This window comes from Pararhodobacter zhoushanensis, assembly GCF_003990445.1.
Lineage (GTDB): Bacteria > Pseudomonadota > Alphaproteobacteria > Rhodobacterales > Rhodobacteraceae > Pararhodobacter > Pararhodobacter zhoushanensis.
Map to the genome: position 1 here is coordinate 142,255 of NZ_REEZ01000001.1, position 15,589 is coordinate 157,843.

At 67.2% G+C, this 15,589-nt stretch carries 15 protein-coding genes; 9 read left to right on the forward strand and 6 right to left on the reverse strand.

Annotated elements, in window-relative coordinates:
- The first annotated feature begins 23 nt into the window (after positions 1-23).
- Genes EAE28_RS00675 through EAE28_RS00685 form a run of 3 tightly spaced genes read left to right on the forward strand, consistent with a single transcriptional unit; the run spans position 24 to position 1,644 of the window.
- The gene (locus EAE28_RS00675; RefSeq protein WP_127103897.1) at positions 24-470 is read left to right on the forward strand and encodes a hypothetical protein; all 447 of its coding nucleotides are present in this window, start codon (positions 24-26) and stop codon (positions 468-470) included.
- A 3-nt stretch (positions 471-473) separates the two neighbouring features.
- The gene (locus EAE28_RS00680) at positions 474-680 is read left to right on the forward strand and encodes a helix-turn-helix transcriptional regulator (RefSeq protein ID WP_127103898.1); all 207 of its coding nucleotides are present in this window, start codon (positions 474-476) and stop codon (positions 678-680) included.
- Entirely contained in the window at positions 670-1,644 is a 975-nt protein-coding gene (locus tag EAE28_RS00685; RefSeq protein WP_127103899.1) for an NAD(P)-dependent alcohol dehydrogenase, read from the forward strand. The genes EAE28_RS00680 and EAE28_RS00685 overlap by 11 nt, the downstream gene beginning before the upstream one ends.
- Positions 1,645-1,748: 104 nt before the next feature.
- Here EAE28_RS00685 and hutU read toward each other — a convergent pair whose 3' ends face one another.
- From hutU to hutI, 4 genes are read right to left on the reverse strand one after another with little or no spacing between them, the layout of a single operon-like run.
- Positions 1,749-3,428 (reverse strand): urocanate hydratase, encoded by a 1,680-nt coding sequence (hutU, locus tag EAE28_RS00690; RefSeq protein WP_127103900.1) that lies wholly within the window; start codon positions 3,426-3,428, stop codon positions 1,749-1,751.
- 17 nt (positions 3,429-3,445) lie between these two features.
- Positions 3,446-4,249, reverse strand: a complete 804-nt coding sequence (gene hutG / locus EAE28_RS00695; RefSeq protein ID WP_127103901.1) for an N-formylglutamate deformylase — start codon at positions 4,247-4,249, stop codon at positions 3,446-3,448.
- Positions 4,246-5,763 carry a histidine ammonia-lyase gene (gene hutH / locus EAE28_RS00700; protein ID WP_127103902.1) on the reverse strand — a complete coding sequence of 506 codons (1,518 nt, stop codon included), beginning with the start codon at positions 5,761-5,763 and terminating at the stop codon, positions 4,246-4,248. The genes hutG and hutH overlap by 4 nt, the downstream gene beginning before the upstream one ends.
- Positions 5,757-6,926 carry an imidazolonepropionase gene (hutI, locus tag EAE28_RS00705; RefSeq protein WP_425466757.1) on the reverse strand — a complete coding sequence of 390 codons (1,170 nt, stop codon included), beginning with the start codon at positions 6,924-6,926 and terminating at the stop codon, positions 5,757-5,759. Before hutI ends, hutH begins: the two co-directional genes overlap by 7 nt.
- Before the next feature lie 82 nt (positions 6,927-7,008).
- Here hutI and EAE28_RS00710 point away from each other — a divergent pair, with 82 nt between their 5' ends.
- The 6 genes from EAE28_RS00710 to EAE28_RS00735 all read left to right on the forward strand — a co-directional run bounded on the left by EAE28_RS00710 (position 7,009) and on the right by EAE28_RS00735 (position 14,363).
- On the forward strand, positions 7,009-8,373 hold the full coding sequence (locus tag EAE28_RS00710; protein ID WP_127103904.1) for a formimidoylglutamate deiminase: 1,365 nt from the start codon (positions 7,009-7,011) through the stop codon (positions 8,371-8,373).
- A complete protein-coding gene (locus EAE28_RS00715; RefSeq protein ID WP_127103905.1) occupies positions 8,373-9,047 on the forward strand; it encodes a GntR family transcriptional regulator in 675 nt (224 codons plus the stop codon). The genes EAE28_RS00710 and EAE28_RS00715 overlap by 1 nt, the downstream gene beginning before the upstream one ends.
- 264 nt (positions 9,048-9,311) lie before the next feature.
- The gene (locus EAE28_RS00720; protein ID WP_127104630.1) at positions 9,312-10,670 is read left to right on the forward strand and encodes an aspartate aminotransferase family protein; all 1,359 of its coding nucleotides are present in this window, start codon (positions 9,312-9,314) and stop codon (positions 10,668-10,670) included.
- Entirely contained in the window at positions 10,667-12,052 is a 1,386-nt protein-coding gene (locus EAE28_RS00725; protein WP_127103906.1) for a glutamine synthetase family protein, read from the forward strand. Before EAE28_RS00720 ends, EAE28_RS00725 begins: the two co-directional genes overlap by 4 nt.
- A 167-nt stretch (positions 12,053-12,219) precedes the next feature.
- Entirely contained in the window at positions 12,220-13,362 is a 1,143-nt protein-coding gene (locus EAE28_RS00730; RefSeq protein ID WP_164736506.1) for a CapA family protein, read from the forward strand.
- Positions 13,363-13,373: 11 nt separating this feature from the next.
- The gene (locus tag EAE28_RS00735; protein WP_342773048.1) at positions 13,374-14,363 is read left to right on the forward strand and encodes an NADPH:quinone reductase; all 990 of its coding nucleotides are present in this window, start codon (positions 13,374-13,376) and stop codon (positions 14,361-14,363) included.
- A gap of 129 nt (positions 14,364-14,492) precedes the next feature.
- Here EAE28_RS00735 and EAE28_RS00740 read toward each other — a convergent pair whose 3' ends face one another.
- A complete protein-coding gene (locus tag EAE28_RS00740) occupies positions 14,493-14,672 on the reverse strand; it encodes a DUF4169 family protein (protein ID WP_127103908.1) in 180 nt (59 codons plus the stop codon).
- A complete protein-coding gene (gene ypfJ / locus EAE28_RS00745; protein ID WP_127103909.1) occupies positions 14,672-15,571 on the reverse strand; it encodes a KPN_02809 family neutral zinc metallopeptidase in 900 nt (299 codons plus the stop codon). The genes EAE28_RS00740 and ypfJ overlap by 1 nt, the downstream gene beginning before the upstream one ends.
- Between the last annotated feature and the right edge of the window lie 18 nt (positions 15,572-15,589).

Sequence of the window (15,589 nt, forward strand, 5' to 3'; positions counted from 1 at the left end):
GATTCGACACCAAAGGCGCTCCCATGTCCTTCACCCAACGCAGCATTATCGCTGAACTCGTCTCGTCCCTGATCGTGGTGGCGCTCTTCGCCTGGCTGATCACCACCCGCCACGCCGCCGGCGCCTTCGACGGCCCCGAGGGGTTAACCCAGTGGGCGCGTCAGGTCCTGTGGATGATCCCCGCCTCCATCGCGGTCAGCATCGTGGTTACCGTCCTGCTGGCCGTCGCCTATCACGCCACCACCCGCGCCAAATTCGACGATCTGGTCGACGAGCGGGACCGCATGATTACCGGCTGGGGCTGGAAGGTGACGGCGATTGTCATCTCGGCCGGTTTCGTCGCGGCGCTTGCGGCTCTGGCCTGGGGGGCAAGCGCCTTTCTGGCGCTGAACCTGATGCTGGGCGCCTTCGCCCTGGGCGATCTGAGCGGCAATGCCGCCAAACTGCTTCGCTACGGGCTGGGGGACTGAAGCGTGGCGCAAATCACCAATACCATTCGCCGCCTGCGCTTCGACGCGGGCGAGATGACGCAAAAGGCACTGGCCGAGCGCGTCGGCGTCACCCGCCAGACGATCCACGCGCTTGAGGCGGGCAAATACGCGCCCACGCTGGATCTGGCGTTTCGCATCGCGCGCGCCTTTGAGCGCCCACTGGAGGAGGTGTTTACCTATGTCGACTGAAACCATGCGCGCCGCCACCGCCCGCCGCTATGGCGGGCCCGAGGTCATGGCGATCGAAACCCTGCCGCGCCCGGTGGCCGGACCGGGGCAGCTGCTGATCGAGACCGCCGCCTTTGGCGTCACCCGCGGTGATGCCCGCATCCGCGGTCTTGACGTACCCCGCGGCATGGGCCTGTTGATGCGGCTGATCTTCGGCCTGACCCGCCCGCGCCGACCCATCCAGGGGCGTGAGTTTGCCGGTGTCGTGGCGGCTGTGGGCGACGGTGTCACCGGCTGGTCAATAGGCGATGCGGTGATGGGCATCACGCCGGGCATGCGCCTGAGCGCGGGGGCCGAGTATTGCGCCGTGCCCGCAGACGGCCGGCTGACCAGCCGCCCCGAAACGCTGACGCCCGAAGAGGCCGCCGGGTATTTCTTCGGCCTGCTCACCGCCGCCGATTTCCTCCTCGATCAGGCAAAGCTGCAACCCGGGGACCGCGTGCTGATCAACGGTGCCAGCGGTGCTGTCGGCATCGCCGCCGTCTGGTTGGCCAAGCACGAGGGCGCGCAGGTTACCGCCGTCTGCTCCCCCGCCAACCACGATTTCGTGCGTAGCTACGGCGCCGACCTCACCGCCGATTATGCCCGCCCGCTGCCCGATGGCCCCTATGACGTGATACTCGATGTGGCAGGCACCCTGCCCTATTCCCGCGCCAAACCGCTGCTGGCCGATGGTGGCCGCTTTGCCCTGATCACCGCAGACCTGAAGGGCCAGCTCGGCGCGAACCTGCGTCCACGGCGCGGAACGCACCAGCTTCTCGCAGGCGTCACAAAGGAATCCCCCGCCGCCCTCACGCGCGCGCTGGCCTACCACGCCCAAGGCTACCGGCCACCGATCACAACCCTACCGCTGACCGACATCCAACAGGCGCACCAGCTCGCCTCAACCGGCCACAAACGCGGCAATGTCGTCGTCACGCTTTAGCGCATTTTCTGTCCGAAAATATCCACGGGAGGATTTTCAAGGAGGGTACGTGTACCCTCCTTGAAGCAGGGGGCCCGGGGGGCGGCAGCCCCCCGCACCTGCCCTCACAAGATCCCCGGCAACTCCAACTGATGCTCCCGCGCGCAATCCAGCGCGATCTCATACCCCGCATCCGCGTGCCGCATCACCCCGGTCGCCGGATCGTTCCACAACACCCGCGCCAGCCGCCGGTCGGCATCCGCCGTCCCGTCGCACACGATCACCATGCCCGAGTGCTGCGAGAACCCCATGCCGACCCCGCCGCCATGATGCAGCGACACCCAGGTCGCACCCGAGGCGGTGTTGAGCAGCGCGTTCAGCAGCGGCCAGTCCGACACCGCGTCCGAGCCGTCCTGCATCGCCTCGGTCTCGCGGTTGGGCGACGCGACCGAGCCACTGTCCAGATGGTCCCGCCCGATCACCACCGGCGCTTTCAGCTCGCCCTTGCGCACCATCTCGTTGAACGCGAGGCCCGCCCGGTGCCGGTCCCCCAGCCCGATCCAGCAGATCCGTGCGGGCAGGCCCTGAAACGCGATCCGGTCGGCGGCCATGTCCAGCCAGCGGTGCAGATGGGTGTTGTCGGGAAAGAGTTCCTTCATCTTGGCATCGGTCTTGGCGATATCCTCGGGGTCGCCCGACAGCGCCACCCAGCGGAACGGCCCGATGCCCTTGCAGAACAACGGGCGGATATAGGCGGGGACGAAACCCGGGAAAGCAAAGGCGTCCTCAAGCCCCTCATCCAATGCTACCTGACGGATATTGTTGCCATAATCCAGCGTCGGAACGCCGGCATTCCAGAAATCCACCATCGCCGCGACCTGCAGTTTCATGCTCGCCCGTGCCGCGCGTTCCACTGCCTTGGGGTCGCTTTCCTGCTTTGCGCGCCACTCGGCCACGCTCCAGCCCTGCGGAAGGTATCCATGGACAGGATCGTGGGCCGAGGTCTGATCGGTAACGATATCCGGCCGCACCTCGCCCGCTTTCATCCGCCGCACCAGCTCGGGGAAGACATCGGCGGCATTGCCGATCAGGGCGACCGATTTTGCCTCACCCTTGGCGGTCCAGCCGGCAATCAGCGCCAGCGCTTCGTCCAGCGTATGCGCCTTGGCGTCGCAATAGCGCGTGCGGATGCGGAAATCGGCGCGGGTCTCGTCGCATTCCACCGCCAGACAGCAGGCCCCGGCCATCACTGCCGCCAGTGGTTGCGCGCCGCCCATGCCGCCCAGCCCGGCGGTCAGGATCCATTTGCCGGTCAGATCGCCGCCGAAATGCTGGCGTCCGGCCTCGGCAAAGGTCTCGTAAGTTCCCTGCACAATGCCTTGGGTTCCAATGTAAATCCACGATCCGGCGGTCATCTGGCCATACATCATCAACCCCTTCTTATCGAGGGCATTGAAATGGTCCCAGGTCGCCCAATGCGGCACGAGGTTCGAGTTGGCGATCAGCACGCGCGGCGCGTCCGCATGGGTCTGGAACACGCCGACCGGCTTGCCGGACTGCACCAGCAGGGTCTGGTCATTCTCGAGCGTTTTCAGGCTGCTGACGATCTGATCGAAATCCTTCCACGTCCGTGCCGCCCGCCCGATCCCGCCATAAACCACCAGCTCATGCGGGTTCTCGGCCACGTCCGGGTGCAGGTTGTTCATCAACATCCGCATCGCGGCCTCGGTCTGCCATGATTTGGCGGTGATCTCGGGGCCGGTCGGGGCAAAGATGTCGCGGGTGTTGTGGCGGGGGTTGGTCATAGGGAAACCTCGTAAGTTCAGCGCGTTGCGGCGCGAAGTTTGGGAGCGAGAGCGACAAGATCGCCAAGGATCGCGCGCAGGTGGCGGCGCAGGGCCTCGGCCTTGGCGGGGTCATAGGCAAAGGGCGGCGTTTCGGTCGTAAGATGGGTGGACTGGGCCAGTTCCATCTGGATCGCATGAACGCCCTGCGCAGGCTGGCCGTAGTGGCGCGTGGTCCAGCCACCCTTGAAGCGGCCATTGAGGATTGAGGTGTAACCCATTGCTTCAATGCAATGATCCGCAACCAGAGACTCGATCATCGGATCGCAGGAGGTGCCACCCACGGTGCCGATGTTGAAGTCTGGCAGCACGCCGTCAAACAGGAATGGGATGCGCGAGCGGATCGAGTGGCAGTCATACAAGATCGCCATCCCATGCAGCGCCTTGACCCGTTCCACCTGCGCTGCCAGCGCCGCGTGATACGGGCCATGATACGCCCGTCGGCGCGCATCGATTTCGGCGGAATCCGGCGCTGAAATCCACAGTGGCTCGCCGTCGAAATCGGTCAGCGGCACCAGCCCGGTGGTGTTCTGGCCGGGGTACAGGCTTTCGCCGTCGGGTGGGCGGTTGGCGTCGATGACATAGCGGTGGAAGGTGGCGCGCACGGTGGTGGCGCCGGGTATAAGCCCTTCATAGAGCGTATGAATATGCCAATCCGTGTCGGCCAGCAGCTGACCGCGCGGTGTCAGCTTTGCGAAGATCTCAGGCGGCAGATCGGTGCCGGTGTGCGGCAGGCCAAGGATCAGCGGGCTGTCGCCTTCAAAAACCTCGACCGGGCTCACAGTTCAAACTCCAGCCCGGCGGCCTGCGCCAATGCGTCGGTGCGGATCAGGGACGCGGCGGTCTCGATCTCTGGCGCGAGGTAGCGGTCGGCGGCCAGTGGCGGGACATGGGTGCGCAGGGCGTCGATTGCTTGAGCGAGGCGCGGCGCGGTGGTCAGGGGGGCGCGGTAGTGGATGCCTTGCGCGGCACACAGCGCCTCGACCCCCAGAATAACTGACAGGTTCGCGGTCATCCGGCCCAGCCGCCGTGCACCATGGGCGGCCATGCTGACGTGGTCCTCCTGATTGGCCGAAGTAGGGGTGGAATCGGTTGAACAAGGGTTCGCAAGGTGCTTGTTTTCACTCATCAAAGCGGCGGTGGTCACTTCGGCGATCATGTAGCCCGAGTTCAGGCCCGGTTCGGGCGTCAGGAAGGGCGGCAGGTCGTGGCTGAGCGTCGGGTCCACCATCAGCGCGACGCGGCGCTGAGCAATCGCGCCAATCTCGGCCAGAGCCAGAGCGATGATATCGGCAGCGAAAGCAACGGGTTCGGCGTGGAAGTTACCACCGGACAGAATGCCCTCTGGTGTGACGATGGGGTTGTCGGTGACGGCGTTGGCTTCGGTCTCAAGCGTGGTCGCGGCGAAGCGCAGCAGATCGATGGACGCACCCAGAACCTGCGGCTGGCAGCGGATGCAGTACGGGTCCTGCACGCGGGTGTCGCCGTCGCGGTGGCTTTCGCGGATCACCGAGCCGGCCATCAGAGCGCGCATCGTGGCGGCAACCTCGATCTGGCCGCGGTGGCCGCGCAGAGCGTGGATCGCCTCTTGCAGCGGCGCGGTCGAGCCCATGATCGCGTCGGTCGACAAACAGCCGGTGAGCAGCGCGCCGCGCGCGAGACGCCAGGCGTCAAAGAGGCCGGTCAGCGCCAACGCGGTGGAGAATTGCGTGCCGTTGATCAGGGCGAGTCCCTCTTTCGGGCCAAGGGTCAGTGGCGCGATCCCTGCCCTTTCAAGGGCTTGCGCGGCGTTCATGCGCTGGCCACCCACCAGCGCCTCGCCCGCGCCGATCATCACGGCGGTCATATGCGCGAGCGGCGCGAGGTCGCCCGACGCGCCGACCGAGCCTTGCGACGGGACGACGGGCGTGATGCCGTGGGCCAGCAGCGCTTCGATTTGCGCGATGACCTCCCAGCGGACACCCGAGGCGCCACGGCCAAGGCTGAGCAGCTTGAGCGCCATCATCAGGCGGGTTGTGGCGGGATCAAGCGGCTCGCCCACGCCGCAGCAATGGCTGAGGATCAGGTTGCGCTGCAAGGTGGCGGTGTCGCGCGCGGCGATCTTGACCGAGGCGAGTTTGCCAAAGCCGGTGTTGACGCCGTAAACCGCAGCCTCACCTTGCGCGGCGGCTTGAATCTGCGCGTGGGCGGCGGCAACGGGCGCGCGGCAGTCGTCGGACAGGCGGGCGGGAAGGCCTTGGCGGAACAGGGTTTCGAGCTGGGCGAGCGTGGTGGCGCCGGGGGTCAGGGTCAGCATTCGCGGCCTTCCAGAAAACGGGTGTGAAGCGGGTTGAAGCCGATGCGGTAGGCCAGTTCAGCCGGATCGCGGACGTCCCAGACGGCCAGATCGGCGCGCAGGCCTGGTTTGAGGCGGCCGGTATCGGCAAGCCCCAGCGCGCGGGCGGCGTGTTCGGTGGTCCCGCGCAGGGCCTCGTCGGTGGTCAGGCGGAACAGCGTACAGGCCATGTTCATCGCCATCAGCAGCGAGGTCAGCGGCGAGGTGCCGGGGTTGGCGTCGGTGGCGACGGCCATCGGGACGCCGTGGGCGCGGAAGGCGGCGACGGGCGGCACTTGGGTTTCACGCAGGGTGTAAAAGGCACCGGGGAGCAGGACGGCGACGGTGCCCGAGGCCGCCATCAGGCGGGCGTCGGCATCGGTGGCGTATTCGACATGATCGGCGCTGAGCGCCTTGTAACGCGCGGCGAGCGCGGTGCCGCCGAGGTGGGATAGCTGCTCGGCGTGGAGTTTGACGGGCAGGCCGAGTTCAAGCGCGACATCAAATACGCGGGCGATTTGTTCCGGGGTGAAGGCGATACCCTCGCAAAAGCCGTCGACGGCATCGACGAGGCCCTGGGCATGAGCGGCGCGCAAAGCGGGGATACATATGTCAGACAAATAAACGTCTGGCTTTTCCTTATGGCTTTCCGGCAAAGCATGAGCGCCGAGGAACGTAGTGAGCACGCGGACCGGCAGGCGGTCACCCAACGCTCTGGCAACGCGCAACATTTTCAGTTCTGTATCAGTATCAAGCCCGTAACCGGACTTGATTTCCACAGTTGTCACCCCTTCAGCCAGCAGCGCCTTCAGGCGCGGTTCGGCCTGTGCATAAAGCGCATCCTCGCTGGCCGTGCGGGTCGCGGAAACGGTGGAGACGATGCCGCCCCCTGCCCGCGCAATCGCCTCATAGCTGGCCCCCTCAAGCCGCAGAGCGAATTCGCGCGCGCGGTCGCCGCCATGGACCAGATGGGTGTGGCAGTCGATCAGGCCGGGCGTCACCAGCCGCCCGCCAAGGTCACGGCGCGGGCCGTCCAGCGTCAGTCCGGCCTCGGGCCCCGCATACAGAATGCGCCCGCCACCGATCGCCACAGCACCGCGCGGGTCATCAAAGCCGGGGGCGAGGCGGGCGTTGGTGAGGATCAGGTCTGGCGATTCCATCTTGCGACTCCGTCAGGGATGCGGATAATATGTATATACTTAATAACGCCGTCAACGGAGAATCCGCATGAGCCGACTTTGGGCCGAACAGGCGCTTCTGAGCACAGGCTGGGCGCGCGACGTCGCCGTCACGCTGGACGGCCCCCGCATCGCGCGGATCGAGACCGGCGTGGCCCCGGCGCCCGGCCACCAACGGCTGGGCGCGCTGCTGCCAGCGCCAGCCAACCTGCACTCGCACGCCTTTCAGCGCGCCATGGCGGGGATGACCGAGCGGCGCGGGCCTTCGGCGCACGACAGTTTCTGGACATGGCGACAGTTGATGTTCCGGTTTCTGGACCAGCTGACACCGGACGACGTGCAGGCGATCACCGCCCTTGTGCAGATGGAGATGCTGGAGGCGGGCTATGGCGCCTCGGTTGAATTCCACTATCTGCACCATGCCCCCGGTGGCGTGGCCTATGCCGAGCGGGCCGAGATGGCGGCGCGCATCGTGGCCGCCGCGCAGCAGACCGGGATCGGGCTGACGCTGCTGCCCGTGCTCTACAGTCAGGGCGGCTGCGACGGGCGCGCGCTGGGGCCGGGTCAGGTGCGGTTTGGCAATGATCTGGACGGGTTCGCGCGGCTGATCGAGGGGGCCGAGGCGGCGCTGCGCGCCCTGCCCGGCGACGCGGTTCTGGGCATCGCGCCGCATTCGTTGCGCGCGGTGACGCCCGAGCAACTGGCGGGCTGCGTACAGCTGCGCCCCGGCGCGCCGCTGCACATGCATCTGGCCGAGCAGATCGCCGAAGTCGAGGAAGTTCAAGCGTTTCATGGCGCGCGGCCAGTGGAATGGTTACTGGGCAATGCGCAGGTCGATGCGCGCTGGTGCCTGATCCATTGTACGCAGATGCAGCGGGCCGAGACTGTGGCGCTGGCGGCGACCGGCGCTGTGGCGGGGCTGTGCCCGATCACCGAAAGTTCGCTGGGCGACGGGATCTTTGACGGCGTGGCCTGGGGTCAGGCGGGCGGGCGCTTCGGCATCGGCTCGGACAGCAACATCCGCATCACGCTGAATGAGGAGCTGCGCGTTCTGGACCATTCGCAACGCCTGCGCGACCATACACGGGCGGCGCTGGCGACGGCGGAACACTCGACCGGGCGGGTGTTGCTGGAGGGCGCGGCGCAAGGGGGAGCGCAGGCGGCAGGGCGCGATGCGGGGGCGCTGCGCGAGGGCGCGCTGGCGGATCTGCTGGCGCTGGACACGGGCGGGGTTGACCTTGAGGGACGCGCGGGCGATGCGCTGCTCGATGCGTGGATCTTTGCGGGCGACGACCGGGCAGTGCGGGACGTGTGGTCTGGCGGGCGGCATGTGGTTCAAGCCGGGCGGCATGTGGCGCGGGCAGAGATCGAGACGGGCTACCGGGCGGTGTTGCGGCGGTTGAAGGCGGTGTGATGAGCGGTGGAACCGGCTGGCAAGAGGTGCGCGACGAGGCGCTGCGGCGCATCCGCGCGCGCCTCTGGGCCCCGGGCGACCGCATCCCCGACGAGGCGGCGCTGGCCGAGGAACTGGGCTGCGCGCGCGCCACGGTAAACCGCGCGCTGCGCGATCTGGCGGAGGCCGGGCTGCTCGAACGCCGCCGCAAGGGGGGCACACGCGTGCCGCTGACGCCGGTGCGCAAGGCGACCTTCAGCATCGCGATCATCCGTCAGGATATCGAGGCACGCGGTCAGGTGCCCGGCTACCGGTTGCTGGGGGACATCGTGGAGGACGCTCCGGCCGAGGTCCGCGCCGCAATGGGCGACGGCCCGCTGCGCCATGTCACAGCGCTGCACACGGCGGATGGCGCGGGCTTTTGCCTCGAAGACCGCTGGCTGAACCCGGCGGTGGTCGGGGATGTGAGCTTCGAGACACTCAGCGCCAATGAATGGCTGGTCGGCAACGTCAGCTTTGCCGAAGGGACACTGGCGTTCCACGCGGTGCCAGCGACAGCGGAACTGGCCCGCGCACTGGGCTGCAAAGAAGGCGACGCGCTGCTGGCGCTCGACCGCGAAACCCGCGGTGAGGTGCCGATCACCTGGGTGCGGTTGGTCTATGCCCCCGGACACCGGGTCCAGGCGGCACTCTAGGCCAAGGGGGTTTTCCACCCCCTTGGATCCCCCGGAGGATATTTGGCGCATAAAGTTGGCGGTTAACGAAAGCTTAACTCCCAACTTTATGCTGGAAATATCCTGGGGGGGTGAATGCGCGCTTGCGCGCAGAGGGGGGCTAGCCCCCCTGACCCGGTCTCAACCGCGCCGCACATCTGGAGCAAGGAGACCATTGCAAGTTTCGCGCGCCGTAATATGATCAAATTTTCCGAGCCGGAGTGCATTATGTTCCCAGATCCCCAGATGCCAGTCCATGGCGTATGCCCGGAGCGTCTCGATGCGTTCAGGGACCGCGAGAGCGCGCGATTTGCGCGTGTGCGGCCAAAGACCCGGCGCTTGCTGGATCAGGGGGCGCAGGCATGGCTTGGGGGCGTGCCGATGCACTGGATGCGGGACTGGCCCTCGCCTTTTCCGTTGGTCGTCAAGCGGGCCGAAAAGGCGCGGCTCACCGATGCGGACGGGTTCGAGATCGACGATTTCTGTCTGGGCGATACCGGATCGATGTTCGGGCACGCGCCTGCCCCGGTCGCGCGGGCTATCCGGCGGCAGGCGCGCCGGGGCTTGACGTATATGCTTCCCTCCAAGGCCGCCTTGCGCGCCGGGCGGTTGTTGTGCGAGCGTTTTGGCCCATTGGTCTGGCAGATCGCCACCACGGCGACGGATGCCAACCGCAACGCCTTGCGCGTGGCGCGGGCGGTGACCGGGCGGCGCAAGGTGTTGGTTTTCAACGGCTGCTATCACGGCACGTTGCAGGACACGATGGTGGCGCTTGAGGGTGGCCGAACGGTGGCGCGGCCCGGTCTGGTCGGTCAGGTGTTCGACATCTCGGCCGAGGCGGTGTGCGTCGAGTTCAACGATCTTGACGCCGTTGAGGCGGCCCTTGCCAGTGGCGAGGTGGCGGCGGTTCTGACAGAGCCCGTGATGACCAACTCCTGCATGGTGTTGCCCGCGCCCGGATTTCACCGCGGGCTCAGGTCGCTCACCCAGCGTTACGGCACGCTGCTGATCATCGACGAAACACACACGCAATCCTCGGGCCTTGGCGGCTATAGTCGCGTACACGGGCTGGTGCCTGACCTGTTCGTCGTCGGCAAATGCGTGGCGGGCGGTGTGGCGACGGCGGTCTGGGGCATGACCGAGGCCGTGGCCGAGGCCTTCACCGCCTATGATGCCGCGCGCCCGTCGGGCCATTCGGGCATGGGCACGACCCTGTCGGGCAACCCGCTGCAATTCGCCGCGCTGGAGGCGACCCTGGCCGAGGTGATGACGCCCGAGGCCTATGCGGCGATGGAGGCCGGTGCAGGGCGTCTGGCGCGCGGGCTGAGTGGTGTCATCGCGCACCACGCCCTGCCCTGGCATGTGGCGCGGGTCGGCGCGCGGGTTGAGTTCATCTGTGCGCCGGGCCCGCTGCGCAATGGCTCGGACGCCGCTGCCGCCCATGCGCCGCAGCTGGAGGCGGCGCTGCATCTGGGTCTGCTTAACCGCGGCTGCCTGATCGCGCCGTTTCACAATATGATGCTGGTCTCGCCGGTCACCAAACAGCGGCAGATCGACCGGCTGATTGCCGGTTTTGACGAAATCCTCAGCGAGTTGACCACATGACCCAGACCTGCCCCTCGGGCGCCACCCCTGCCGAGGCGCAAGCCTTTCTCGATGCTCACCCCGAAGTGCAGGCCTTCGATATCCTGCTCCACGATTCCAATGGCATTGCACGCGGCAAGATCATTCGTCGGCATGAGTTGATGGCGATCTATGAGGGCGGACGGCATTTGCCGATTTCGATTCTGGGGCTGGATATTGTCGGCGAGGACGTCGAGGAAACCGGCCTGATCTGGGAAGCTGGCGACGGCGATCTGCGCGCCTGGCCGGTGCCCGGGACGCTGAAAGCGCAGCACGGCACAGACCCGGCGCGGGGAGAGCTGTTTCTGGGCCAGTATCATCTGGACGGCACGCCGATGCTGTCGGACCCCCGCCATGCGCTCAAGCGGCAGGTCGAGGCTCTGGCGGCGATGGGCTTGCAGGCGTCGGCGGCGTTCGAGCTGGAGTTCTTCCTGCTTGCGCCCGAGCGCGACGGTCAGGGCCGCGTGCAGCCTGCGCGTGATGTGGTGGACGGGCGGCGCTCGACGCGGACCGAAGTGTATTCGGTCGATCAGTTGATCGGCATGCAGCCCTTGTTTGATGACATCTATGCCGGGGCGGCGCTGGCCGGGATCGTGGCCGAGACGCTGATCTCGGAATACGCGCCGGGGCAATACGAGCTGACCCTGCACTACCGCGACGATCCGCTGAGTGCTGCGGATGATCTGGTGCGCCTGAAACGCATCGTGCGTGCGCAGGCGCGCAGCCATGGGGTGGTGGCCTGTTTCATGGCCAAGCCGATGGAGGATTATGCGGGATCGGGCATGCATCTGCATGTGTCGCTGCGCGACGAAACCGGGCGCAACGTGTTCACCGAGGCCCCCGGCGCGGGCTGGACGGACACGATCCGCCACGCGATCGGCGGGCTGTTGCAAACCATGGGCGAGTCGATGCTGATCTTTGCCCCGCATGCCAACTCGTGGCGTCGGTTCGCCAACCAGTCCTATGCGCCCGTCGCGCCGACCTGGGGGGTCAACAACCGATCCGTCGCGCTGCGCATTCCGGCAGGCGATGGCAAGGCAAGGCGTATCGAGCATCGGCCTGCCGGGGTGGACGCGAACCCCTATCTGGTTGCGGCGACGGTGCTGGCGGGGATCCGGCGGGGGATCGAGCAGCGGATTGAGCCGGGGGCCGAGACGACCGGCAACGGCTATGACCACCACGCGGGCGGCATCCCGCGCGACTGGCGCAGCGCCATCGAGGCGGCGAAGGGATCGGCGTTCCTGAAGGACGCGCTGGGGGACGAGATGCACCGGACCTTCACCGCCGTGAAGGCGGCGGAATATACGCGGGTTGCGCGGGCAATCCCCGAGCTGGAGTACGAGCTTTATCTGCACCGGGTTTAGCGCGGGGCTGCTCGTCCCACTGTTTGCGGAGAAACGGGGGGCTTCTCGCCCCCCGGGCCCCCTCGCCAAAGGGGGAGCACGCTCCCCCTTTGGAAACCCCCGTGGATATTTAGGGACAGATGATGGACGCGGTTGACGGATTTGGGGCGAGATGGTCCAGTTCGGGGATGCGTGTTCTCGCCCTCTTTTTGTGCCTTGCCTCGCCCGTTGGCGCGCAGGTCTGTGCGCCGCGCACGCTGCCTGCGGTGAATACCTGTTCGGGCCGTGCGCATGTCAGTCTGGCGATTATCGGCGATGTGTTGGTGCATCAGGCTTTGGCCTGGCGCGGGTATGCGCGCGGATTCGATACGCTTTGGACCGCGGCGGTGCCACTGTTGCAGGGAGCCGATCTGGCGATCGCCAATCTGGAGGGGCCGGTCGCCGCTGGTTTCGCGCGCGGCGGACGGCGCGTGGCTGATCCGGGGCCGGTGTTTGATGACGAGGTTTATACCGAGTATCCGGTGTTCAACTATCACCCCATCCTGATTACGGCGTTGCGTGAGGCCGGGATCGACATCGTGACGACGGCGAACAACCACGCGCTGGACCGGGGTCCGGCGGGACTGGAGGCGACGCTGGATGCACTGGATGCGGGTGGCATGGCGCATGTCGGGTCGGTTCGCGGCGGCGAGGCGCGCTGGCAACCGCTGCGGTTGCGCACGCCGGTGGGCGTGGTCGCACTGATCGGGTGCAGCTTTTCCACCAACGGCCTTCCCGATCCGCGCGGTCAGGTGCCGCGCTGTTACGACGACCGGGCCGGGTTGCTGGCCACGGTGCGGGCAGAGGTCGCGCGCGGTGCCGGGGTGATGGTGTTCCCGCATTGGGGGCAAGAGTACACATTGCAGCCGGACGCTCAGCAGCGCAGTCTTGCCCGCGCGCTGGTACAGGCCGGGGCGATGGCGGTGATCGGCACGCATCCGCATGTGCCGCAGCCGTGGGAAATGCTCGACGGGCCGGTGGGCGTCGTTCCGGTGGTCTATTCGACCGGCAATTTCATCTCGGCCCAGACGGCGCTGGAGCAGGCAACCGCGCCACTGGTCTGGCTGGATCTCTGCGCCGGGGTCCAGGGCCCGCAGGTTGGCGGTGCTGGCTATCTGCCGCTGCAGATGGCGTTTGACGGCACAGATCCGCTGCTGGTCCGTCCGGGCACTGATCCGCGCGGGGCCGCGGGGCGCGCGCTGCTGACCCGCCTGATCCCGGGGCGCGATCTGAGTGCCGTGACCGACTGCACCAACCACCGCGCCGCGCCCGCGCTGCGCCAGGACCGATGAAAGGCCCCCCGATGACCGAAATGACCGCGCTTGCCTATGACCGAACCGGCCCCGCGCAGGAGGTGTTGACCCTGCGCACCCTGCCCCGGCCCGCGCCGGGCCCCGGTGAGGTGCTGGTGCGGGTCCGCGTGTCCTCGGCCAACCCGTCGGACGCCAAGACCCGCGCGGGTACGCGCGGACCGGCGCCTTTTGCGCTGATCATCCCGCATTCGGATGGCGCCGGCGTTGTCGAGGCTGTGGGCGACGGGGTCGATGCTGCGCGGATCGGCCAGCGCGTCTGGCTGTGGAACGCCGCCTTTCGCCGCCCTTTCGGCACCGCTGCCCAGTATGTCGCCCTGCCCGCCGCGCAGGCCGTCCCCTTGCCCGACACCGCGGCAGACGCCGCCGGGGCAATGATGGGCATCCCCGGCATGACAGCGCACCGCGCGCTGTTTGCCGATGGACCGATCACCGGGCAGGACGTGCTGGTGACCGGCGGTGCGGGCGCGGTTGGAGCCTATGCCGTACAGATGGCGCGGCTCGGTGGAGCCGGGCGGGTCATCGCGACCTGCTCGGCGGCAAAGGCCGGGCACGCGCGGGCGATGGGGGCGGATGCGGTGATCAACTACCGCGACCCGGACGCCGCCGCGCAGATCCTTGCGGCCAGTGGCGGTGGCGTGGACCGGATCGTCGAGGTCGAGTTTGGCGGCAACCTGCCCATTACCCGACAGGTTCTGCGCGAGAATGGCACGGTTGCCACCTATGGCTCGATGGCGGTGCCGGAACCCGCCTTGCCGTTTTATCCGATGATGTTCGCAAGCCAGACACTGCGGATGATCCTGGTCTATGTGCTGCCGCCAGTCGCGCGGTCCGCCGCGCTCGCCGACATCACCCGCTGGTTGGCCGCGGGAGCGCTGCAGCACCCGGTCGCAATGCACGTGCCGATGGCCGAGGGTTGGAAGGCGCATGAAGCCTGCGAGAACACCGCGCGTGTAGGTGGCGCGCTGATCGACATCGACTGACCCCAAGGACGGCGTGGTTAACAAACCCTTAACGCCCCTCTTTGCTCTGAAAATATCCTCGGGGGTGAATTCGGCGTTAGCCGAAGAGGGGGCTGAAGGCCCCCTTGCCCGTCCACCACCGGAACGCCGCTACTCCTGCTCGCGCTGATGCCCGTCCAGTTCGCGCCGCGCCTTCTCAGTCCGCGCCGCCTCAAGTGAGGCCTGCGCCTTGCTCACCCCGTGCTTGGCCGCCGAGACCGCACCCTGCGCCCTGCCCTCGTCGCGCGCGGCCTGTTTGCGGCGGGTGCGCAGGTTGATCACCTTGGCCATTAAAGGCTCGCCGCGCGGAAGGTGTCACATTGCGCCGGGTCGCCCGCGCGGTAGCCGGCAAAGAACCAGTTCTGGCGCTGCTCGGAGGTGCCATGCGTGAAGCTGTCAGGCACCACGCGCCCGCCCGCTGCCCGTTGCAGCGCGTCGTCGCCGATGCGCGCGGCTGTGGCCAGCGCCTGCCGTATGTCAGCCTCGGTCACCGCCAGTCGGTCGGCGGCGTTATGCGCCCAGACCCCAGCGTAGCAGTCGGCCTGCAATTCGATGCGCACCGACAGCGCGTTCGACTCGCGCTCGCTGGCGCGTTCGCGCTGGGCGTTGACCTGACCCAGTATGCCGGTCAGGTTTTGGACGTGATGCGCGACCTCATGGGCGATGACATAGGCATTGGCGAATTCGCCGCCCGCGTTCAGCTGCTGCTCCATGACGCGGAAGAAATCGGTGTCCAGATACACCTTGCGGTCACCGGGGCAATAGAATGGCCCCATCGCCGATTGCGCCATGCCGCAGGCCGAGGTCGTGCCGCCTTGATACAGCACCAGCGTCGTCGGCGTATAGCGCTGGCCCGAGCTCTGGAAGATCCCGGTCCATACCTGTTCGGTCTCGGCCAGAATGGTGGCGACAAAGGCCTCCTGATCGTCGTCAATGGTGTTGGGGCCGCTTTGTTGCGGCGCGCTGGCGACCGGACCGCTTCCCGAACCACCGACCAGGCCCGACACGTCCACACCGAAATAAGCGCCGATCAGCAGGACGATGATCGTGGCACCAATGCCCAGCCCACCGCCGCGTCGACCACCGCCGCCGCCGATACGGATGCCCGGCAACCCGCCCGAACGGCGTCCACCGCCTGAGCGGCGACGGTCTTCGATGTTGCTGCTGGTTCTCTTGCCGCGCCACTGCATGATCGGTCTCTCCACACT

Excerpts from the sequence above, each read along its gene's own strand:
- EAE28_RS00675 (WP_127103897.1), top strand. The coding sequence starts at position 24 with ATGTCCTTCACCCAACGCAGCATTATCGCTGAACTCGTCTCGTCCCTG.
- EAE28_RS00685 (WP_127103899.1), top strand. The coding sequence starts at position 670 with ATGTCGACTGAAACCATGCGCGCCGCCACCGCCCGCCGCTATGGCGGG.
- hutU (WP_127103900.1), bottom strand. The coding sequence starts at position 3,428 with ATGACCAACCCCCGCCACAACACCCGCGACATCTTTGCCCCGACCGGC.
- hutH (WP_127103902.1), bottom strand. The coding sequence starts at position 5,763 with ATGCTGACCCTGACCCCCGGCGCCACCACGCTCGCCCAGCTCGAAACC.
- EAE28_RS00710 (WP_127103904.1), top strand. The coding sequence starts at position 7,009 with ATGAGCCGACTTTGGGCCGAACAGGCGCTTCTGAGCACAGGCTGGGCG.
- EAE28_RS00715 (WP_127103905.1), top strand. The coding sequence starts at position 8,373 with ATGAGCGGTGGAACCGGCTGGCAAGAGGTGCGCGACGAGGCGCTGCGG.
- EAE28_RS00720 (WP_127104630.1), top strand. The coding sequence starts at position 9,312 with ATGCCAGTCCATGGCGTATGCCCGGAGCGTCTCGATGCGTTCAGGGAC.
- EAE28_RS00725 (WP_127103906.1), top strand. The coding sequence starts at position 10,667 with ATGACCCAGACCTGCCCCTCGGGCGCCACCCCTGCCGAGGCGCAAGCC.
- EAE28_RS00730 (WP_164736506.1), top strand. The coding sequence starts at position 12,220 with ATGCGTGTTCTCGCCCTCTTTTTGTGCCTTGCCTCGCCCGTTGGCGCG.
- EAE28_RS00735 (WP_342773048.1), top strand. The coding sequence starts at position 13,374 with ATGACCGAAATGACCGCGCTTGCCTATGACCGAACCGGCCCCGCGCAG.
- EAE28_RS00740 (WP_127103908.1), bottom strand. The coding sequence starts at position 14,672 with ATGGCCAAGGTGATCAACCTGCGCACCCGCCGCAAACAGGCCGCGCGC.
- ypfJ (WP_127103909.1), bottom strand. The coding sequence starts at position 15,571 with ATGCAGTGGCGCGGCAAGAGAACCAGCAGCAACATCGAAGACCGTCGC.